The sequence below is a fragment of the Paenibacillus sp. WLX1005 genome, from assembly GCF_046603685.1.
Taxonomy (GTDB): domain Bacteria; phylum Bacillota; class Bacilli; order Paenibacillales; family Paenibacillaceae; genus Saccharibacillus.
In genome coordinates this window covers 2060144-2082503 of the sequence record NZ_CP176756.1, presented here as the reverse complement: position 1 = coordinate 2082503, position 22360 = coordinate 2060144, and the positions used below count along the sequence as shown (strand labels likewise).

General features: G+C 44.8%; 20 protein-coding genes. 2 read left to right on the top strand and 18 right to left on the bottom strand.

Annotated features, from left to right (window positions below; all coding sequences use genetic code 11):
- Positions 1-16 precede the first annotated feature (16 nt).
- The 18 genes from ACE3MZ_RS09060 to ACE3MZ_RS08975 form a co-directional block, all read right to left on the bottom strand.
- The gene (locus tag ACE3MZ_RS09060; RefSeq protein ID WP_411346110.1) at positions 17-1468 is read right to left on the bottom strand and encodes a flagellar hook-length control protein FliK; all 1452 of its coding nucleotides are present in this window, start codon (positions 1466-1468) and stop codon (positions 17-19) included.
- A gap of 97 nt (positions 1469-1565) precedes the next feature.
- Positions 1566-2519 carry a MotE family protein gene (locus ACE3MZ_RS09055; protein ID WP_411346109.1) on the bottom strand — a complete coding sequence of 318 codons (954 nt, stop codon included), beginning with the start codon at positions 2517-2519 and terminating at the stop codon, positions 1566-1568.
- Between the two features lie 103 nt (positions 2520-2622).
- Positions 2623-3066: a flagellar export protein FliJ gene (fliJ, locus tag ACE3MZ_RS09050; protein WP_411346108.1), complete on the bottom strand. Its 444-nt coding sequence runs from the start codon at positions 3064-3066 to the stop codon at positions 2623-2625.
- 6 nt (positions 3067-3072) lie between these two features.
- The gene (gene fliI / locus ACE3MZ_RS09045; RefSeq protein WP_411346107.1) at positions 3073-4392 is read right to left on the bottom strand and encodes a flagellar protein export ATPase FliI; all 1320 of its coding nucleotides are present in this window, start codon (positions 4390-4392) and stop codon (positions 3073-3075) included.
- Positions 4379-5230, bottom strand: a complete 852-nt coding sequence (locus tag ACE3MZ_RS09040) for a FliH/SctL family protein (RefSeq protein ID WP_411346106.1) — start codon at positions 5228-5230, stop codon at positions 4379-4381. Before ACE3MZ_RS09040 ends, fliI begins: the two co-directional genes overlap by 14 nt.
- The gene (gene fliG, locus ACE3MZ_RS09035; protein WP_411346105.1) at positions 5223-6233 is read right to left on the bottom strand and encodes a flagellar motor switch protein FliG; all 1011 of its coding nucleotides are present in this window, start codon (positions 6231-6233) and stop codon (positions 5223-5225) included. The genes ACE3MZ_RS09040 and fliG overlap by 8 nt, the downstream gene beginning before the upstream one ends.
- A gap of 13 nt (positions 6234-6246) precedes the next feature.
- Positions 6247-7839: a flagellar basal-body MS-ring/collar protein FliF gene (gene fliF / locus ACE3MZ_RS09030; RefSeq protein ID WP_411346104.1), complete on the bottom strand. Its 1593-nt coding sequence runs from the start codon at positions 7837-7839 to the stop codon at positions 6247-6249.
- Between the two features lie 46 nt (positions 7840-7885).
- Positions 7886-8203: a flagellar hook-basal body complex protein FliE gene (gene fliE / locus ACE3MZ_RS09025; protein WP_411346103.1), complete on the bottom strand. Its 318-nt coding sequence runs from the start codon at positions 8201-8203 to the stop codon at positions 7886-7888.
- Between the two features lie 30 nt (positions 8204-8233).
- On the bottom strand, positions 8234-8686 hold the full coding sequence (flgC, locus tag ACE3MZ_RS09020) for a flagellar basal body rod protein FlgC (protein WP_411346102.1): 453 nt from the start codon (positions 8684-8686) through the stop codon (positions 8234-8236).
- Positions 8687-8689: 3 nt separating this feature from the next.
- Entirely contained in the window at positions 8690-9106 is a 417-nt protein-coding gene (flgB, locus tag ACE3MZ_RS09015) for a flagellar basal body rod protein FlgB (RefSeq protein ID WP_411346101.1), read from the bottom strand.
- A gap of 865 nt (positions 9107-9971) precedes the next feature.
- Complete coding sequence (gene hslU, locus ACE3MZ_RS09010; protein WP_411346100.1) at positions 9972-11390, bottom strand: ATP-dependent protease ATPase subunit HslU; 1419 nt, start codon at positions 11388-11390, stop codon at positions 9972-9974.
- A gap of 84 nt (positions 11391-11474) precedes the next feature.
- Positions 11475-12017, bottom strand: coding sequence for an ATP-dependent protease subunit HslV (hslV, locus tag ACE3MZ_RS09005; protein WP_411346099.1), 543 nt, complete (start codon positions 12015-12017; stop codon positions 11475-11477).
- A 237-nt stretch (positions 12018-12254) separates the two neighbouring features.
- On the bottom strand, positions 12255-13616 hold the full coding sequence (gene trmFO / locus ACE3MZ_RS09000) for an FADH(2)-oxidizing methylenetetrahydrofolate--tRNA-(uracil(54)-C(5))-methyltransferase TrmFO (RefSeq protein ID WP_411346098.1): 1362 nt from the start codon (positions 13614-13616) through the stop codon (positions 12255-12257).
- Between the two features lie 237 nt (positions 13617-13853).
- A complete protein-coding gene (gene topA, locus ACE3MZ_RS08995; RefSeq protein WP_411346097.1) occupies positions 13854-15959 on the bottom strand; it encodes a type I DNA topoisomerase in 2106 nt (701 codons plus the stop codon).
- A gap of 41 nt (positions 15960-16000) precedes the next feature.
- Positions 16001-17146, bottom strand: coding sequence for a DNA-processing protein DprA (dprA, locus tag ACE3MZ_RS08990; RefSeq protein ID WP_411346096.1), 1146 nt, complete (start codon positions 17144-17146; stop codon positions 16001-16003).
- Between the two features lie 438 nt (positions 17147-17584).
- On the bottom strand, positions 17585-18514 hold the full coding sequence (gene sucD, locus ACE3MZ_RS08985; protein ID WP_411346095.1) for a succinate--CoA ligase subunit alpha: 930 nt from the start codon (positions 18512-18514) through the stop codon (positions 17585-17587).
- A gap of 41 nt (positions 18515-18555) precedes the next feature.
- Positions 18556-19713 carry an ADP-forming succinate--CoA ligase subunit beta gene (gene sucC, locus ACE3MZ_RS08980; protein ID WP_411346094.1) on the bottom strand — a complete coding sequence of 386 codons (1158 nt, stop codon included), beginning with the start codon at positions 19711-19713 and terminating at the stop codon, positions 18556-18558.
- 380 nt (positions 19714-20093) lie between these two features.
- Positions 20094-20567 (bottom strand): MarR family winged helix-turn-helix transcriptional regulator, encoded by a 474-nt coding sequence (locus tag ACE3MZ_RS08975; RefSeq protein WP_411346093.1) that lies wholly within the window; start codon positions 20565-20567, stop codon positions 20094-20096.
- Between the two features lie 397 nt (positions 20568-20964).
- Here ACE3MZ_RS08975 and ACE3MZ_RS08970 point away from each other — a divergent pair, with 397 nt between their 5' ends.
- Together ACE3MZ_RS08970 and ACE3MZ_RS08965 are read left to right on the top strand one after the other, a co-directional pair.
- A complete protein-coding gene (locus ACE3MZ_RS08970; protein ID WP_411346092.1) occupies positions 20965-21393 on the top strand; it encodes an organic hydroperoxide resistance protein in 429 nt (142 codons plus the stop codon).
- A 259-nt stretch (positions 21394-21652) separates the two neighbouring features.
- Positions 21653-22273 (top strand): hypothetical protein, encoded by a 621-nt coding sequence (locus tag ACE3MZ_RS08965; RefSeq protein ID WP_411346091.1) that lies wholly within the window; start codon positions 21653-21655, stop codon positions 22271-22273.
- The last annotated feature ends 87 nt before the right edge of the window (positions 22274-22360 follow it).

Genomic DNA, 22360 nt, shown 5'->3' with positions numbered 1-22360 from the left:
TCACCTCCATCCAAATTTACGCTTTTGCTACATAGGTGCTACCGTAATTCAGCATATGTGCCACTCCCGCAGTATTGCCGGAAGCTTGTTGCTCTTCACGCCATTCCTTCAACTCGTTACCGATCTCGGCGGTCAACATCGCATCGTCAGACTGCTCGTCTTTTGACTTGGAGCGTCGTCCAGACTGTTGCTGGCCTGCATTGGATTGGAAGCCTTGTCCACCGTTGTACATATCAGAGAAGAGCGAAGAACTTTGGGCTACTTCTAGTTTATCGACCTGAAGCCCCTGAGATTGAAGGGCTGTACGCAATTGAGACATTTGTTGTTCCAATGCATCTTTAGCGCCGTGTTTCTCGGTGATGAACTGTGCCATAACCTGTCCATCCTGAATGCTGATCTTCACATCAACTTGACCCAGATTTTCAGGGTTCAGAATGATTCGTGCTTCAGACACGCCATTTAGCTGATGGATATCCATTTTGCTGACGATAAACTTGCTCATCTCATCCGGGAAAGCATTCACGTTTACGCTTGCTGCTGGTGCCTGTGTGCTGGTCAGCGGTGTCGCTTCTGCACGCATTGCCAGTTGCCCTGCGGTCACGATAACCGGTTGCTGTTGCTGATTGGCTGGTGTTGCTGTCGTTGCTTCAGGCTCAGCCGTTTCCTGTGTTGCGGCAGCCGTTGTTGTAGCTTCTGCTGCTTTGGTTTCATTATTTACTACGATTTGGACAGGTGCTTGGTTTTGCTGGTTACTCTGTCCGCTATCCGATGATGTCGATGAACCACTACCTACCTGCTGCAAAACATTTTGCAGATTGGTCAGCAGTTGCTCCAGCTTCGGATCTGCTTGCTGGGTACCATTTTGTACACCTTGCAGTTTGTCCACGATTTGGGATACTGCATCTGCTACCGCAAACCGGATCGTGTCCGCTTGCTGTGCTAGTACCGGTAAAGCTGCTGTAATCGATTGAGCGGTTGCTTGATCTGCTTGTCCATCCGCATCTGTAGCAGTGGTTCCTTGTTCTGCGGAGCCGCCATTCAGTACTTGTTGAACTTGCACAAGCCATGCTTGCAAGGATTGCATTAACGCTGGATCATTCATAATGGAAGAATCCATCTCTTGCAGCTTTTTCAGCAGATCGTCCATCAGCTTATCCACTTTCTGAACGCTTTTGCCATCGCCTTGTTGATCATCTACCTGCTGATCACCGGAAATCAGTGCTTGCAGCATTTCCAGAAGAGAAGCTGCACTACCCATCAAGCCAGAAAGCGATTGACCTCCAGCGGCGGATGCTGTTGCCGCTGCTGCATTGCCTGTAGTTGCGGTCGCTGCCGTACCACCAGCAGTATTCATTACGTATGATAATGTCTGGTTAAAACCGGTGCCGGTTGTTCCAGCATTACCCGAGACTTTAGCGGCGGGTGTCGGTGTGGATGATGTAGTCAGGTTTTGTAGTATCATACTCATTTATTATCACCTCCTTGGCATGAAAAATGAATGAGAAAGAGTTCCCTAGTAATGAATAATGATAAGAATAGGAAATGATTCCGATCACCTCATCAAATTAGTTTGCCAGTAGTCGGTTGACGATCTGGGCAGTCGTTGCAGGATCTGATGTCGACATTGCTGACAATACGCTTGCACGAGTAGTATCATCCATCGTGTTTAATACTTGAAGCACTTTGGTTTGACTAACTTTGGCGGTTTGCAGTAATAATGAAGCTGCACTGCTGGCAGGCATAGTTGTAAAAGTCTGTGCCATGTCCGACACGCTCATGCTAGTACTCGGCGTAGCCGGTGTCTGAGGATTACTTGTTTTGCTTTGCAGCAACGCAAGGCTTGCTGTTGTTGCATTTTTCAGTGCCAGCGATGTTTCCGCTGCCACTTTAGCATCCATCTTTTGCAGGATACCAGCCTGTGCTTCAGCATTCATTTTGCTGAAAATAAGCACTTGTTCATCGGTCGTCATATTTTGCATAATGGCTGCTGCTTTGGAGGAACTCATATCCGCGTAAACATTAGCCAGATTTTTCAATTGTTTATCTTGCTCGGTTTGTACAGTCGATGTGGTTGTTCCACTTGTCGCTCCTGTCGTACCAGTACTGTTCGTTGTACCTGTCGTTCCGCCAGTAGCTGCCCCTGTACCGGTTCCACTGCCTGTAGTACTAGACTGACTGGTAAGCTTGGATTGCAAGTCTTTGATCTGCTGAGCTTGATCTGTTTGTGTTTTCTGAGAAGCAGCCAGGTCTTTTTTCAATTGATCAACGGTAGCCGAATTGCTCTCATCCTGAGTAGATGCTGCTGTCGTACTACTATTATCGGCAGACGGAATCCAATTTTTCACTATCGGAATTTTATCAAGTGTACTGAACATGCTATTGCGCAAATCAACATTGAACAGCATGATGATTGCTCCTACTAGTACTAGGGTAAACAGAATGGGAGTGGCAATGAATAGGAACCGTCCAAGACCGCCGCCTTCCTTCTCCACTTCCATATCCAGTGTTTTCTTCGCCACGGTAAACCTCCTTGAGCTGCCTGGCTTCGCTGCCATTCGTCATACATACCAGTTATCTACTTATAGCGGTTTGTTACGTTAACCACTACTGAGATGCAATGGTTTATCTGGACTGCATTGCGTACCGTACGGTCGCCATTTCGTCCAGTTCGTTTTGCTCACGAAGCATCTGCTCTTGCGTAAATTTGGCTTTTGCTTTATCTTTCGCTTGCAGCCATACTTTTTCATCGACCATTTTCTCTGTTAAATGAAGCTTTTTGTGATCTACATTTAATTGAGCTTTGTGTACATCATTGATTTTACCAGCAATAGCTTTATCCAAGTACACGACATAGCGCTGCATATCCTGAAGGTCGGAGATTGGCGCGCGTTGCTCGATCGCCTGATTGATAGCTTCCAGCGTTCGGTTCTGATCTTCCAGTAATTGCTGAAGAGATTGCTCCTCTGTTTGCAGTTCGCCTAGTGCAGTGGACAACATCCACTCAGCTTGGTTTTTTGCACTTGATTTGATATCGACAACTTTTTGGAAGTTATATCGGAAATTCATGATCTATCAGCTCCTCACAAATTCGGAAATCATCTGCTCCTGTGCTTCAGGCAATGTTGTCTTTTCGTGTACCTTCTGTCTTGTAAAGTTCCACACATCCCGGATACGAGAAATGGCTTCGTCAATATCTGGACTGGAACCTTGTTGATAAGCGCCGATATTGATCAAATCTTCAGATTCCTTATAAACCGACATAAGCCGTTTCATATTATTTGCTGCATCGTTCTGATCTTCACTAACGATGTCTTTCATTACGCGGCTGATACTTGCAAGCACGTCGATCGCCGGGAATTGTCCTTTGTTCGCAATCGAACGGTTGAGTACGATGTGACCATCCAGTATCCCCCGTACCGCATCGGCAATCGGTTCGTTCATATCGTCCCCATCTACCAGCACGGTGTAAAAGGCGGTAATCGAACCATTAGGTCCAGTACCTGCACGTTCTAGCAGTTTGGGAAGTCCAGCAAATACGGAAGGCGTATACCCTCTCATCGCTGGCGGTTCGCCAACAGCTAACCCAACTTCACGCTGCGCCATCGCATACCGGGTAACGGAGTCCATCATAAACATTACATTCATACCGCGATCACGGAAATATTCAGCAATCGTTGTAGCGATCAAAGCCCCTTTGATACGAATCAGCGCTGGCTGATCAGATGTTGCAACAATGACTATGGAGCGTTGTAGCCCTTCAGGACCCAAATCCCGTTCAATAAAGTCGCGCACTTCGCGTCCACGTTCGCCGATCAGGGCGATTACGTTTACATCGGCTTCGGTATTGCGGGCAATCATGCCCATCAGAGTACTCTTACCAACACCGGAACCGGCGAAAATACCAACACGCTGTCCTTTACCGATAGTCAATAGTCCATCAATGGCTCGTACCCCTACACTCATCGGATCTTGCACCCGTGGGCGTGTCATTGGATTTGGTGGAGAATTAAACGTAGAGTAATGTGTCATCCGCGCTGGCAGTAGCGAATCATCTAGCGGCTGTCCCAGACCATCCAGCACTTTGCCGAGTAGTTCAGAGCCAACCTGTACAGTTAGCGGTTTGCCTGTGCCGACGACATCACAACCTGGACCAATCGATTGCAATTCGCCAAGCGGCATAAGCAATACTTTGTTATCTCGGAAACCGACTACCTCTGCACGAAGCGGGTCAGCCCCTTTGGTCGGGTAAATATAACAAACATCGCCGATACTGGCGTCTGGTCCTTCGGATTCGACCATCAGACCGATAACCTGTGTTACCTTGCCATTGATTCGAATCGGGTCCAGCTGTTTCAGATAGTCCAGGTAACGTCCTGCATTAAGATCCTGCATTTCCATTCCCCCGCTCTTCGTCATGCAGCGCCAGTCGCAGCAATTCTTTTTTGAGTTCGGTTAATTGTGTATCGATACGTGCATCCACACTTCCAAAAGAAGAGCGAATGACACAGCCGCGATCGCGTACAGTAGCATCGGGCAAAATTTGCAGTTCTGCCTGTGAGTCAATCGACAGTACTAGTTCTTCGCGCGCTGTATGGATAAAGTCAAACTGCGCTGGACTTACACATAAGGTAATCACGCCCTGTTCACGCTTGCGTGATAAAGTTTTCTTGATCAATGACATTACGAGTTCAGGCTGTTCGCCAAGTTCTTTGTCAATGACTTTCTCGGCAATACCACAGCTTAGATCAACGAGAAAAGGTTCTGCTTCTTGAATGATTTGGTCTTTGGCTTCGTACGCTTGGGACAGGACAAGCTGTGCTTCGGTCATCATGTCATGAATCCGTTGCTGCATTTCCTGTTCCGCACGTTCTCTACCTTCTTCAAATCCTTCTTGAAACGCTTGTGCTTTAACGGCTTCGACCAGATGTTCATCCTGCTCACGACGTTCTTCCCACCAGGAAGAAATCATATCCTGCGCATTTTGCAGCAACCGCTCGGCTTCCTCGGCTGCTTCGCGCACCTGACGTTCCGCAAACTCGCGAGCGTCGGTTAGCATCTGTTCTTTCATTAAAACGGTCTGTTGATCCACTCTAGGTTGATCATAAATAACATGAGGCACATGATCGGCATTACCTGCCAGATCGGTAGCTTTGAAGTAATCTTTACCAAGATCTAACTTTTTTAAAATTTCAACCGGAATATACTGGGATGATTTTATCAAATTAGACAATGATATCATCTCCTCCGCCACGGGCTATAATAATTTCACCGGACTCTTCGAGTCTGCGGATAATACCTACGATACGGCTTTGAGCCTCTTCGACATCTTTAAGCCGCACAGGACCCATAAATTCCATTTCTTCTTTGAATGTATCTGCCATACGTTTGGACATATTGGAAAATACCGCTTCGCGTACATCTTCGCTCGCCACTTTGAGTGCCAGCTGTAGATCTGCATTTTCCACATCGCGGATAATGCGCTGGATGGAGCGATTGTCGACGTTGACAATATCTTCGAATACAAACATCCGCTTTTTGATTTCTTCTGCCAGTTCCGGGTCTTGAATTTCCAAAGAATCCAGAATGGTACGTTCTGTACCACGATCGACACCGTTCAAAATCTGAACGATCGATTCGATACCACCAGCGTTGGTGTAGTCCTGCGTTACGGTAGAGGATAACTTTTGCTCCAGTACGCGCTCTACCTGAGCGATAATCTCAGGCGATGTGCTGTCCATGACAGCGACTCTGCGCGCAACTTCGGCTTGTTTTTCCTGTGGCAAGGACGACAGAATGACTGCCGCCTGCTCAAATTGCAAATACGATAAGACGAGCGCAATGGTTTGCGGATTCTCGTTCTGAATAAAGTTTAAAATCTGGCTTGGATCGGCTTTGCGGGCAAAATCGAAAGGTCGTACCTGCAATGTTGCTGTCAGGCGATTGATTACTTCGAGTGCCTTGTTTTCACCGAGTGCTTTTTCCAAAATCTCTTTGGCGTAATTGATACCGCCTTGCGAGATATATTCCTGAGCCAGACAAATTTGATGAAACTCGGAAACAACGGAGTCTTTTTCGTTGCTATCTACTTTGCGAACATTGGCAATTTCGAGAGTTAATTGTTCAATCTCTTCATCGCGCAAATGCTTGAAAATCTGGGCGGATACTTCAGGTCCCAGCGAAATCAGCAGGATAGCCGCTTTTTGACGTCCGTTCAATGTAGCTGCCTTCGCCAAACTCTTTCACCTCTTATTCATCAGCAAGCCATGTACGCAGCAGATTGACAAATTCGTCTGGTTTCTTTTTCGCCAGCGATTCAAGCTGTTTACGTACCTGACTGTCATTGGTCAAGTTTTCCAAACTAATGGAAGGCATTTCGGTAACGGAAGGAAGCATAATATCTTCTTCCAATTGTTCGTTTTGTTGTTTGCGGCGGCGATAGATAACAAAGCCGACAATTGCGATCACGAGTGCAGCAGCTACAGCAGCAATCCACTGCCAGTTGTTAGCAAGGAAACCGGTATTCGTTGTGTCGTCTGTTGCAAATGCTTGCGATACTACGCTAACTTTACCTTGAATCGCGGTGGCATTAGCAGCATTAGTATAATCCACACCATTCTCAGCAAGAGATGCACGTACGATATTTTGCAACATAGTCTGAACAGCATTAACGACTGGAGTATTATCTTGCCCTGGAATAGGATCAAGTACTACGTTGATGCTCAAATCTTGTACGCGATATGGACTTGCAGCAATTTCGTTGTGAATCCGATTCACTTCATAGTTAATTGTACTTTGCGATTTCTCGGATTCGGTATTGCCGGAAGAAGAACCACCTGGATAGGTTGGTGTATCGGTATCTCCTGTGCCTGCTGTACCGCTATCAGGACTAGAAGTACCTGTATAAGATTCTTGGATCTTTTGCGCACTGATCTGAATACCTTGCATATTCTCTTCGTCTACAGGCTCAACGCGATCTTCTTTCGTTGTACGCTGATCAAAATTTAATGTAGATGTCACGAGTACATTGACACGATCAGGACCAACAAGTCGAGACAAAAATTGTCTTACATTATTTTCAACGTCAGCTTCGTATTTTTTCTGTAAAGCCATATTTTCTTGAACTGCGCCGGTAAGGTTACCAGAGCCGCCACCTTTGACTGTGGCTACGAGTTCGCTTCCGTCTGTGCCGTTGGTGATCGTGATGTTATCGATAGGAAGGTGGGGTACTGCGGTATGAACCAGGTTGAAGTAACCGTCGACTGCTTCTTGCGAAGCACGGAAACCTGGTTTGAATTGCATAACAACCGAAGCGCTACCTGTGTCCTGATTCTCCTCAGTGGCGAACAGGCTTTCTTCGGGAAGGTTGATCAGAACTTTGGCATTTTCAACGCCATTCATATTACGAAGCAATTGGGATACCTCGCCGTTGAGAGCGTTTTTGTATTTCACATTAAACTCATTGTCAGTCATACCGATTGCTGAAGAACTGGTGTTAAATTCACTAAATCCGATCGTACCATTTTGAATCAATCCCTGTGAGCCTACTGCTACTTTTGCTCTTGCAGCATCTCCAACAGGTACCGAAATACTGGTTCCATCCTGGCTGAGTTGGTAAGTAATACCTTGTCCATCCAAGTATTCCATAACCGCAGCAGAGTCTGTAGCATCCAAGTTTTGGAATGCTACTTCATATTCGGTTTTGGAGAATTGAATAGTCAGCACGACGATCGCAATGATGATAAATGCCAGTGTCGAAATCAGCAGAATCTTTTGATTTCTGTTGAAATTTTTCCAGTATTGGACGATTTTATCTCTATACTGGGCAACTCTTTCATTCACAACGTCACCCCATTCGAAACTGTGCTATGAAGCATCATACTTGTCATTACATTTGCATACGCATAATTTCTTGGTATGCCTCTACTGCTTTATTCCGAATCTGGGCAGTTAGTTGCAGACTCAGCATCGACTTTTCACCTGCGATCATTACTTGATCCACATCAGCTTTTCCTACTAAGAATTTATCGTTCAGCTGGTGAACCGTTTGTTCCTGAGCATTGACTTGATTCAGAGCATCAGCGAGATAAGAACCAAATTGATCAACCGCTTCGCCAGGAGTTGCAAGCTTTGTTGACGAATTCCCCGTTGTCATTTGCAGTGGTGAAGTGACAGAGTTGCTGTTAAACATTGTATTTTCAATCATTAATTACCCCTCCTTCCAATGTTCTATTCATCATTTACCAATTTGCAAGGCTTTTGTAATCATCGCCTTGGAGGCATTGAGTGCAGTTACGTTAGCTTCATAAGAACGCGAAGCTGATATCATGTCCACCATTTCTTTTAGAGTATCGACGTTTGGCATTTTTACATATCCATTTTTGTCAGCGTCGGGATGTGTTGGGTTATAAACGAGTTTGAAAGGTTCTTGGTCTTCTTTGATCTGAACAGCTTTGACGCCGTCAATGCCACTATTGCTGCCGCTCATGGCGGAGTCTAGCGTATCTGCAAACGATGGTTTGTTCGTTGAAAGAACGACCTCTTTGCGGCGATACGGTACTGCTTCGCCATTAACAACTTTTGCACGAGTTGTCTCAGCATTCGCGATATTGGAGGATACAACGTCCATGCGAAGTCGCTGTGCGGTTAACGCTGAGGCACTGATATCAAATCCATTACTGATTTTCATCTATTATGCTCCTCCACCTTGGATTGCAGTTCGCATCATTTTGATCTGATGGTTAACCTGCTCAATGTACGTGTTGTAACGAAGTTGATTCTCAGCTAGATCGGACATTTCTACATCCATGTCTACGTTATTGAGGTTGTTGTTCATTACCGTACTGTTGTCCGTCACAACGCTTGCTTGAGGAACACTGCCAGCCGTTGATCCAATTTGAAAGTGACGAGGATTCGTTGTAATTCCGCTGATGGAGCTTTGACTTCCATCCATCTGCGATTGCAGCAAGTTCTCGAAGGACACTTCGGAACGTTTGAAGTAAGGTGTATCTGCGTTGGCAATGTTGTTTGTAATCACTTGTTGTCTGAGGTTAGAAGCACTAATTGCTCCTTCCAAACGGCGAAAACTGGCATCATTCAGCAAATTCACTTACGTCACTCCTTTCGTATTCTGTTTTATCTCAATGGAGAATGTAAATTCCATCATTTTCATTTCACGCTGTCATTCGACAAACATTTCACAAATTCACACTTTTCATTCCATACTGCGTCATTATTCCTAAAAAACTGATACCATAAGTTTCCTAGAGAATCGATCTTTGCACAATGAGAATAAAGGACTATCTTTTGACATAAATAATCGTTTTTTTTTTGTCTTCTTTTGATTATTTTTTTCCAGTAATTATAAATAATATGACACTAAAAGCAGATATTAACATCAATTATTTAGTTAAAATCCTTTTATTTTACATTTATAACCAATAAATAGTTTGAAATTTCCGGAGTTAGAGATGACTTTCGAACGTAATACTTGAGCTAAAAAGTATATTGATGATGGCTTTTTCCATTATCAGGATATTTATTTACGTCCTAAATCCTAGGGCATAATACTTATTGCTGAGTTAACTCATATTGCGCTTGTTAACTTTTAACCAATTTATTCCAAAGCATTAACACTTTGAAATGAATTTTTTAATTTATTGAAGGTCTATATTTAGATTTGCGCATTTGCGCAAGCGCCACTATCATACCGTAAAGCATTTTAAAAATCCATCTGAAAATGTGGCTAAATTTTGTCCGGATATTATAGATACGTGTACATGTGTTTATCGGATTACCGAAATACATAATGTAGATCAATTTGTTATATTCATCATACAATTTTCGCAGTTACGAAAACATAGGAAAAAGGCGGGGAACTTGTAAAATAAGTACCCCACCTTTTTCCTAAAATGCATAGTGACTATTTGGTTGGCTTCCTATAGTGATAGGGAAGCAATTTTATCTGTACGTAATTATAAAATATACTGGCTCAAATCACGATCCTGAGCGATATCTTTCAGTTTCTCCTGCACATACTGAGGCGTGATCAAAAATTTGTCCAGCGTCAATTCAGGCGCTTCAAATGAGATATCCTCCAGCAGCTTCTCCATAATCGTATGCAATCGACGTGCACCGATATTCTCGGTGTTGTCATTGACCGAAGCGGCTATACTAGCAATCTCACGAATCGCTTCATCCGAAAACTCTAATTCGATCTGCTCAGCTCGCAGCAGATACGTATATTGCTGTGTAAGCGCATTTTTCGGTTCTTTTAAAATGTTCACAAAATCTTCCATTGTTAAACTTTCCAATTCCACCCGAATCGGGAAGCGCCCTTGCAATTCTGGAATGAGGTCCGAAGGCTTGGACGTATGGAACGCACCAGCAGCAATAAAAAGAATATAGTCCGTTTTCACTGGACCGTACTTGGTCATAATCGTTGAACCTTCAACGATAGGCAAAATATCGCGCTGTACGCCTTCACGTGATACATCAGGACCTGTACCGCGACCAGAACTTGTTACTTTATCAATCTCATCAATAAAAATGATACCGCTCTGCTCTGCACGGCGTAGCGATTCTTGATTTACATCATCCAGATCCATCAATTTGTTTGCTTCCTGCTGCGTGAGCACTTTGCGTGCTTCCTTAATCGGCAGTTTGCGTTTCTTCATTCGCTTCGGCAAGAAATTGCCCAGCATCTCCTGCATATTCATGCCCATCTGATCATTACCTTGACCCATGAACATATCCATCATGTTCGGTGTTGTATCTTCGACTTCCACCTCGATGATGTCTTCTTCTAGCTTGCCGTTCAACAAATCAAAACGTACTTGACGGCGACGATCTTGAATAGAGTTGTCTTCACTGTTGTACTCATGTGTAGTTGGTTCTTCTTGCTGATTGTTGGTATTGCCACCAAACAGCATTTCGAACGGATTACGCTGATTTTTGGACTTGAAGCCAGATGGAACAAGAATCTTCACAATTTGTTCATTGGCAGCTTCTTCGGCTTTGTCTTTCACCTGTTCTGTGCGTTCAGCTTTGACTACACGAATCGCTGTCTCTACCAAATCGCGAACCATCGATTCTACATCGCGTCCAACATACCCAACTTCGGTAAACTTGGTCGCTTCCACTTTGACGAATGGCGCATGCACCAGCTTCGCCAGACGGCGAGCGATTTCTGTTTTACCGACACCAGTAGGTCCGATCATCAAAATATTTTTGGGTACAATTTCGTCCTGAACATCATCCTGGAGCAGGCTGCGACGATAGCGGTTACGTAAGGCAACAGCAACTGATTTTTTCGCCTTTTTTTGTCCGACAATATATTTATCCAACTCTGCTACGATCTGTCTTGGTGTTAACGCCTGGGCATCTTTACTCATCCTGTGTCCCTCCATCCTAATTTCAGAAACAAAAACCGGTGCTGACCGCCTACCTTACTGGAGTACGACCCTCACCGGACAGGCTTACAATTCTTCTACAATAATATTCTTATTCGTATACACACAAATATCTGCCGCAATGTTGAGCGACGCTTCGACGATGTCGCGCGCTTCCAGATCTTTGCCATGATGTTTGAGCGCACGCGCAGCAGACAAGGCAAAGTTGCCACCCGAGCCAATGGCGATTACATCGTCATCTGGTTCGATAATCTCACCACCGCCAGAAATAAGCAGCATACCGGATTTGTCCATTACGATCAGTAAAGCTTCCAACTTACGCAGTACACGGTCAGAACGCCATTCCTTGGCAAGCTCCACCGCAGCACGCTGCAAATTCCCATGATGCTCTTCCAGCTTGGCTTCGAATTTCTCAAACAGCGTAATAGCGTCAGCAACGGAACCGGCAAATCCAGCCAGCACCTGTCCGCGATATAGACGGCGGATCTTTTTGGCGTGTTGCTTCATGATTACATTCTGACCGAATGTCACCTGACCATCACCAGCGATTGCGGCTTTGCCGTTATGACGCACAGCGCAGATTGTTGTTGCATGAAATGAAAGCTCCATCTGTTTTCCCTCCCGTTCATCGTCTGTCGGTACTACGGTTCAGCTGTATAGAAGTTGCACATTCAGGATTATTTACACATTTATTATAGGATTAGAACATTGTAAAACAGATCAAAGATCAGCAGAGTACAAAAACACATGCTATATTACGTTAACTAACATAAGAATAGGTATCTATTCGTTGATCAATAACGGATCATTCTTTGTCAAAGCAGAACATTCTATAACGAACTTCTCTTACTCGACTACTTTAGCTTCTTGTTCTACTTCCGGTTGCGGCTCAGGCTGTGGCAGGTTGAAGAAGGAACGAATGCTATCCAATGCTTGATTGGCAAGCATCTCGTTCTTTTCCTTTTTGTTGCGGATCTTCTTCTCCGGTTTAGGCAACAGACCAAAGTTCGCATTCATCGGCTGGAAATGGTCTGGATCAGCATGAGTGATGTAATGCGCCATGCTGCCGAGCGTGCTTGACTGCGGCAATTCCAGCAGTTCTTCACCTTTTGCCAGACGTGCAGCATTCATTCCTGCAATCAGACCAGAAGCAGCAGATTCTACGTATCCTTCAACACCAGTCATCTGTCCGGCAAAGAAAATACGATTGTCACGCTTCAGCTGATACGTCGGTTCCAGCAGACGTGGCGAATTAATAAACGTATTGCGGTGCATTACACCATAGCGTACAAACTCTGCCTGTTCCAGACCTGGGATCATGGACAGCACACGGCGCTGTTCACCCCATTTTAAATGCGTCTGGAAGCCAACCATGTTGTACAGTGTTCCAGCAGCATTATCTTGACGAAGTTGAACGACAGCATGCGGCAATTCGCCAGTATGTGGATTGACCAGACCGACTGGCTTCATCGGACCGAATAGTGCGGTTTGCTTACCGCGCTTCATCATAATCTCGATCGGCATGCAGCCTTCAAAATAAATTTCCTTTTCGAATTCTTTCAGTTGAGCTGTTTCCGCTCCAATCAATGCTTCGTAAAACGCATCAAATTCCTGCTCATTCATCGGACAGTTCAAGTAAGCCGCTTCGCCTTTATCATAACGCGAAGCCAGATACACCTTGCTCATGTCGATAGAATCTTTCTCAATAATCGGTGCAGCTGCATCGTAGAAGTAGAAATACTCCTCGCCCAATAGATCTTGAATCTGCTTGGACAGTGCCGGGGAAGTTAATGGACCAGTCGCAATAACGACGATGCCATCCTTGGGAATCTCCTGCACTTCTTCATTTAATACAGTCACCAGTGGATGATTGTGCAATGTAGATGTAATTTCACCGGAAAATCCATCACGGTCTACAGCCAATGCGCCACCTGCCGGTACGGCATGAGTATCCGCTGCACTCAATACAAGCGAGTTTAGCATACGCATTTCTTCCTTCATAACACCTACAGCATTCGCCATTGTATTGGAACGAAGTGAGTTGCTGCATACCAATTCAGCGAACTGGTTTGTATGGTGCGCCGGTGTCTTCACAACTGGACGCATTTCGTATAATGTGACAGGCACTCCCTGACTGGCAATCTGCCATGCGGCTTCACTTCCGGCAAGCCCTGCGCCAATAACGGTTACCTTTTGAATCTCTGACACGATGTAAAAACCCCCTGCATCTTCCTGCGATAGATAATAATAAAACCAAAACAGAACATGAATGAAAACAACACGACTTGTATCCAGAAACAAAGCTGAATACAAGTCTGTGGTTATAATGTGATTGCAAGTATACAAACACATTATACGTTAAATGAAGTTAAAATTCTAATATAGGGCAACGTAGCTAGCTTGACGATACTGTGCTTGCATAGATGCTACAGCAAGAGCATCCTATCAATCTAACTCTACCGCTGCATCATCGTTTTCTTCGACCATTTCGGTATGATCACAACTCGTACATTGCAGTTTGACACCTTGTTTGTTACGCTTCTCAACCATCATCGATTGACATACTGGACAAGGCTTCGGCGATGGACGATCCCATGATACGAAGTCACAATCTGGATAACGGTTGCAGCCGTAGAATATGCGACCTTTTTTACTACGACGCTCTACAACATGCCCTTCATGACAAGTTGGACACTCCACACCGATATCTTTGATAATTGGTTTCGTATTACGACAATCAGGGAAACCGGAACAGGCAAGGAATTTACCGAAGCGACCGAGTTTGTATACCATATGGCGTCCACACTTGTCACAAATCTCGTCGGACACTTCATCCTCGATCTCGATTTCTTTCATTTCCTCTTCTGCTACTTCCAGACGCTTCTCAAATGATCCGTAAAATTCATTCAGCACCTGTACCCAGTCTTCCTGCCCATCACCAACATGGTCCAAATCCTGTTCCATGTTAGCGGTAAACTCGACATTTAGAATCTCTGGGAAAAACTCTTCCATTTGCTGAATAACTAGATCACCTAGCTCGGTTGGCATGAACTTCTTCTCTTCAATCGCTACATATCCGCGCTTTTGAATCGTTTCGAGTGTTGGCGCATACGTACTTGGGCGACCAATACCGAGTTCTTCCAGCGTTTTCACCAGACGTGCCTCTGTATAACGTGGCGGTGGCTGGGTAAAATGTTGCTTAGGCTCAACCTCTTCTTTGTTGAGTTTGTCGCCTTTCTTCAATGGCGGCAGAAACTTCTCGCTTTCTTCTTTTCCATCATCATTGCCTTCCACATACACTTTCATAAAACCTTGAAAACGTACTTTGGAACCAACGGCACGGAATGTAGCCGGTCCTACAGCGATATCGACAGACATCGTATCCAGTACAGCCGATGCCATCTGGCTTGCAGCAAAGCGTTCCCATACAAGCTTGTATAAACGGAACTGATCGCGGCTCATATATTCTTTGACCGATTCAGGATCACGTACAGCTGAGGTTGGACGAATCGCTTCATGCGCATCCTGCGCATTGGCATTCTTTTTCGTATATTGGCGCGGCTCTTCTGGAATAAAATCAGCACCGTATTTGCCACTCAGATATTCGCGTACTTCCTCTTGTGCGGAAGCTGCAATCCGGGTAGAGTCGGTACGCATATAGGTGATCAGACCGACCGTACCTTCTTTGCCAAGATCAATTCCTTCATATAATTGCTGCGCGACAGACATCGTTTTGGCTGCACGGAAGTTCAGCTTGCGCGCCGCTTCCTGTTGCAAAGACGAAGTTGTAAACGGAGCAGCTGGGTGACGCAGACGTTCGCGTTCTTTGATCTCCGTTACTTCGAATGCCGCATCGGCAATCGCTGCCAGCACTTCGTTCACTTCATCTTCGCTATGCAGCTCTTTTTTCTCGCCGTTCAGCTGAGTGAATTTGGCTTCAAACGTTGTATCATTCACTGTCAGTCTGGCGGTAATGCTCCAGTATTCTTCCGGTTTGAATTCAGAAATTTCATTTTCGCGGTCGATGATGATTTTGACTGCGACGGATTGTACACGTCCGGCGGACAATCCTTTTTTCACTTTTTTCCATAATAAAGGACTGATCTTGTAGCCGACCAGCCGATCCAAAATACGACGTGCCTGCTGCGCATTCACCAGATCCATATTAATCTGACGAGGTGTCTTGAACGCATCTTTGACCGCCTGTTTGGTAATTTCATTAAATACTACGCGGCATGCTTCGCCATCTGCTACATCAAGTGCATGCGCCAAATGCCAAGCAATAGCTTCTCCTTCGCGATCCGGGTCAGCCGCCAGATACACTTTTTTCACTTTTTTCCGTGCATCTTTTAATTCTTTCAGAACAGAACCTTTACCGCGAATAGTAATGTATTTGGGATCGAAGTCATTTTCAACATCAACACCAATCTGGCTTTTTGGCAAATCACGGACATGACCCATTGATGCTTTCACAATAAATTTGCTACCAAGATACTTGCCAATGGTTTTCGCTTTTGCCGGTGATTCTACAATAACGAGTGAATCTGCCACAGGTTTGTCCCCCTTTCTCGTATTCTATCTATAATTTGAAATTATATGAGGGTGTATATTGCGCCAGCGCGCTGACTGATCTGTTTTTTTATGATTAAAGATAACAGAACAGTATGCAAAAGTCCAAAATCAAATTGCGATTGGGATTGGATTTCATCAATACTTGCATCGCCCTGCTCCAATATAAGGTATATCGTCTTTTCCTGTTCTGTCAAATGAGAAATATTGGCGGGCGCCGAACATAGGGGTTGATTATCGGTGGAAACCGATACATTTTCTTCCTGTTCGTCGTATGGTTTATCACACCATTTGTATAAACTTGAATCATATTCCGCTGTGATATCGCCAATATCAGTGACTAGAATAGCGCCCTGTTTGAGAAGCGATAATGTGCCTTTGCTTTTGGGTGAAGTGATCGGACCGGGTACGGCAAATACGTCACGATTGCAATCCATCGCATAGTCTGCTGTAATCAAAGATCCGCTCCGTTCATCCGCTTCCACCACAATCGAACCGTGCGACATTCCAGCAATAATCCGATTACGCTGTGGAAACGTTCCGGGTGATGGGCGTGTACCGGGTGGATACTCCGATATGATCAATCCATACTGATGCAACCGCTCATACAGCGAACGATTTTCCGGTGGATAAATGACATCAATGCCTGTACCTAGCACGGCAATCGTAGAACCATTCACCTGCAAGGCTGCTTCATGACAGACGCTATCGATTCCGCGCGCCATACCACTTACAACTGTAATGCCACGTTCTGCCAAACCGCCAGCTAACCATTCACCAACACGCTTGCCATAAGCGGTAGGTACTCTCGTTCCGACCATACCGATACAGAAAGAATTCAGCAGCTTTTGCTGTCCGCGTACATACAATACCCAAGGCGGCTGTGCAATTTCCTTCATTAATACAGGATACTCTTCGTCCATAATCGTTACGACTTGAATATGTTGTTGATGATACTTATTCAGTAACGCTTCGATCTGCTGCTTATGCAAATGAGCAACCAGCGCCTGTGCCACTTTCTCAGGCATGCCCAAACTACGCCAGCGTCCGGCACTCCATGTCGGCAGTTCGCGCAGATCTGCATGCTGTTGTAGTATATCATAGATTCTTTTCCAGCCAATACCTGTTGTTCCATGCAGTGCAATCAAGATTGAGCGTTCATCCAGCATATGTATGTCTCCCTAGCGGAGCCAGATCAGATCATCTACTCCATTTAATCGTAAGTTATTTGATAATGCAAGCGTTTACTTGCATAGACTATCATTTGCGTCATTTGTAAACGGATGATTAACGCAAAAAAGCAACCTTTGCCTGATGATATCAGTGACAAAGGTTGCTTACCCGTTCATTTCATGAGCATATGATATTGACGTCATTATAAACAAAACAGACCGTAAAGTCCATCCCTATCCTACTGGTGGACGTTACGGTCTGCTACCCATCTATTTCCGAATGCAAAACAAAATGACTGAACATAGCGCTAAACTACTACTCATGCTCATTTGCTTGCTCCGGCAAAGGCGATACGATCGAACATATACATGCACTATCGCACACCAAATCTATCATATGATTATACCGCACAAATCATGCCCCACAAAAGGCAATTAGTGTGTCGTGCACTCGCTGAGCAGACCGCGCTCTTCCAGTACTTCCACTAGTGTGGAGCCCATTTCAGAAGGCGTTGGCGCTACTTTAATTCCGCACGATTCCAGCTTGGCGATTTTCTCAGCAGCTGTACCTTTACCACCGGAAATGATCGCACCAGCGTGACCCATACGTTTGCCTGGAGGCGCTGTTGCTCCACCGATAAAACCGACTACCGGCTTGGTCATATTCGCTTGAATCCACTCCGCTGCTTCCTCTTCCGCTGTACCACCAATTTCGCCGATCATAATGACGGCACGCGTATTCGGATCTTCGTTAAACAGCTTCAAAATATCGATAAACTCGGAGCCTTTTACCGGGTCACCACCGATACCAACTGCGGAGGATTGACCGATACCGCGTGTGGACAGCTGATGAACCGCTTCATACGTCAGTGTACCACTACGGGAAACAACACCTACGTAGCCCGGTTTGTGGATATACCCTGGCATGATGCCGATTTTGCACTCGCCTGGTGTGATAACACCCGGACAGTTCGGTCCAATCAGAACCGTCTTTTTGCCTTCCAGATAACGGGACACTTTTACCATATCCAGTACTGGAATACCTTCCGTAATACAGATGACCAGATCCAGTTCTGCATCGACAGCTTCCAGAATCGAATCCGCAGCAAATGCAGGTGGAACATAAATAACGCTGGCGGTTGCGCCGGTTTGTTCCTTAGCTTCCTTCACGGTATTGAATACCGGCAGGCTAACATTGGAACCGTCTTCCAGTGTGATGTCGACGTTAGTGCCGCCTTTACCTGGTGTAACACCGCCTACCATCTGTGTGCCGTAATCCAGCGCACCTTTGGTGTGGAACAGTCCCGTAGCACCAGTGATGCCCTGAGTGATAACTTTTGTATGCTTATCTACCAGAATACTCATTGTCCAGTCACAGCTCCTATCACTTAAATTGGGTTCAGATGTTATACCAGCGCGACAATTTTCTGTGCGCCATCCGCCATGGAATCCGCAGCAACGATATTCAAGCCGGATTCAGCCAGAATTTTCTTGCCGATCTCCACGTTGGTGCCTTCCAGACGGACAACGAGCGGACGATCCAGACCGACTTGTTTTGCCGCTTCGACCACACCGTTGGCGATAACATCACAGCGCATAATACCGCCGAAAATGTTGATAAAGATCCCTTTTACGTTCTCATCCGACAGGATGATCTTGAACGCTTCGGTAACTTTCTCGGTTGTTGCACCGCCCCCTACGTCGAGGAAGTTAGCGGGTTCGCCGCCGTAATATTTAATAATATCCATCGTAGCCATCGCCAGACCCGCACCATTGACCATACAGCCGATGTTGCCGTCGAGAGCGATATAGCTCAGATCGAATTTGGATGCTTCAATTTCTTTTTCATTTTCTTCTGCCAGATCGCGCAGCTCCAGAATTTCCGGATGACGATACAAAGCGTTAGAGTCAAAGTTCAATTTGGCATCCAATGCCAGTACTTGTCCGTCGCCAGTAACGACGAGCGGGTTAATCTCAGCAATGGAGCAATCTTTATCCACAAATGCAGTGTACAGAGACACCATAAATTGAGCTGCTTTGTTCACCAGCTTGGTTGGGATATTGATTGCGTATGCCAGCTTGCGCGCTTGGAACGGCTGCAAACCAATAGCAGGGTCAACCACTTCGCGGAAAATCTTCTCCGGTGTTTTCTCCGCTACTTCTTCAATTTCGGTACCGCCCTCTTCGGAAGCCATTATGACAACGCGGCCAGTGGCACGGTCGATAACTACCCCTATGTAATATTCTTTTTGAATATCACAGCCTTCTTCGATGAGCAGACGTTTGATTTCTTTGCCTTCAGGACCGGTCTGATGTGTGACCAGTACTTTGCCGAGCAGTTCCTGTGCATATTCACGCACTTCGTCAACGCTTTTCGCTACCTTGACACCGCCCGCTTTACCGCGGCCACCGGCATGAATTTGCGCTTTTACGACGCTTACCGGACTTCCGAGCGATTGAGCCGCTTCCACAGCTTCTTCAACTGTAAAAGCAACTTTCCCCTCTGGTACTGCCACGCCATACTGCTTGAGTACTTGTTTTCCCTGATATTCATGGATATTCATCTGGTAAATCCTCCTATCGGCATGAATGCATTCCGGCTATGTTGCCCGGCAAATCAACAACCTTAGTCATTGTACCACGTTTTTAAAACGCTTTCCTTAAAAATTTTACCATTTTAATCCACACCGTATTTCAACAAAAACAGCAGTAAAATGCTGCACAATGTTACGGTATTCCACATCATCAACTAGAGGCTGCCACCTAAAAGCCAAGATATGGATGATATAAATAATATACCATTTATGCGTTAACAAAGTAAAAAAATAAAATCCCCTTCACCTGTATGGCAAAGGGGATCATCCAAATGATTTCGTGCACATATCATCGTTAATCCTATATGTCATAACGATAAACGATATATATACCATATGAAAACAATGACTTATTTGCTAGTACCACTCACATTCACTTCATGTACCGTCTTCAGTAAATGACGGAATTCATGCAATAATTCATCCAGTTTATCAAGATCCATACAAGTCCGACTACGCAAATCATCAGGAATCGAGAGCGCCTGTTGTTGCAATGCCCAACCTGCATCAGTTAGCGTAATATGCACTTTGCGCTCATCTTCCGTTGAACGTTTGCGAATGATCAAACCGGCAGCTTCCAGACGTTTCAGCAATGGAGTCAATGTTCCAGAGTCCAGATATAACGCTGTACCTAATTCTTTGACTGTACATTCTTGCTGTTCCCACAATACGAGCATCACAAGATATTGCGAATACGTCAGACCGAGATGTTCTAATAAAGGTTGATACATTTTGGTCATTTCGCGCGAAGAAGCATAAATGGCAAAACATAACTGATTGTCCAGCTTCAATTGAGGATGAGGATATTCTTGAGACGTATCCATAATACAATCACCTACTTTTTCAATATAATAATTATTCAAAATGCGGCTGTCCTGTTGGTAATCAACCTGCAGCCCGCGATAAACATCATAAAAACTCATTTATTCTAATCATCTTCTGCACTCATGGAGCTTATCATGCTCTGGTTGCCACTAACCGTACCTATATCGTACCTAGTAACGAGAACAGGTATTTATGCAACCGAATATTACTAACGTATACATAATTGCATGAACATATAAATATGCGGAAACCTGTATTGCTTAACGTATATTATATCATACATTTAATTGCATGACAGTATGATTACGAAAAATATTTTACTTTTAATATTAATTGTGCTAAATTTAATTTTGTTAAATAATTTAAAATATCAAATAGAAAAGGTGGAGTAATAACATGCTAAATATTCAACAAAAAATGTATGAAACTTCGGTTAAAGCAGTAGGCGGTCGTAACGGTTATATCGAATCTTCCAGCCCAGAATTGCGTCTCGATATATCTACTCCGAAAGAAATGGGTGGCGCTGGTGGTGCAGGAACAAACCCTGAGCAACTGTTTGCAGCTGGATACTCTGCATGTTTTGATAGCGCACTGAATATGGTCGCACGTATGCAAAAAGTAAAACACGAAGGTACAGAAGTAACGGGTACAGTAAGCTTCGGTAAAGCCGAAGATGGCGGATTTGCGCTGGCTGTAACGATGGATGTACTTGTAAAAGGTGTAGATCGTGAAACAGCAGAGCAACTCGTAAAAGCTGCACATGATGTATGCCCATATTCCCGTGCAACACGCGGTAACATCGCGGTGGAACTGAACGTACTGTAATATAAATAGATAAGTAGTAGAAAAGAAGCGATGCATGTATCGCTTCTTTTCTATGTCTTTTTTATATCGTTACCTAGTCTCTATCCAGTCGTTATACATAACAATAGGATCGTAATTTCGACAATAATGCTCTTGCGTAATATGTAAGCATTGTGTCAAAAGTTGCTCTGTGGTTTATGTATGAACTATAATGTAAACCGCATCAAGCGTTGCATTTATTTTCTGCAAATAAAACAGAGCACTCACAGGAGGTCAACGTATGAAACTCAAAATCAGCACTCTACTACTCGCACTGACCGTCGTTGCGGCGACCGGCTGTTCCAATTCCAGTAACAACAGCCAAACTACCGGAGAAAGCACAACGACTCCAGCCACTAGTGAACACAGCGCCGATAACAGCGGCACCACTTCTACCGAAACTGGTAGTCAAGAAAGCAGCATGGACAATTCCGCAACAAGTACAGACACAGGTAGTAATGAGAGCACAGAATCTACAGATACTAGCAGCATTGAATCCACAACGGCTAGCGATCTGACAACCAAAGATGTTGCCAAAGTCATCGAAAAACAAGGAATCAAATTGACTTCCCAACCAAAAGAAGACTGGGTACTGAACAATGTGAAACCGGATCGTTATGTAACGAGCAGTGATGCTAAACAAGCAGAACCTGTTTCCATTTATGTATTCGATTCTTCCGCTGATCTGGAAAAAGGTATGAAAGATCTGGAAACGCAAGTCAACGGCGTTCCTTTCCGCAAAACAGAGTATACCAAAGGCAATGTATTAGTCATTTATTGGTTCGAACCAGCACTGAATGACGGTAGCACAGAAAAAGGTAAACTGGATGCTGAACTGAAAAAAGCAGTAAACAGTCTGTAATATTGTCTATTTGTAGTATGTATTGTTTTGAGCACTACAGGAATGCTGAACACAAAACAAACCCAGCCCGCAATACAAGGGCTGGGT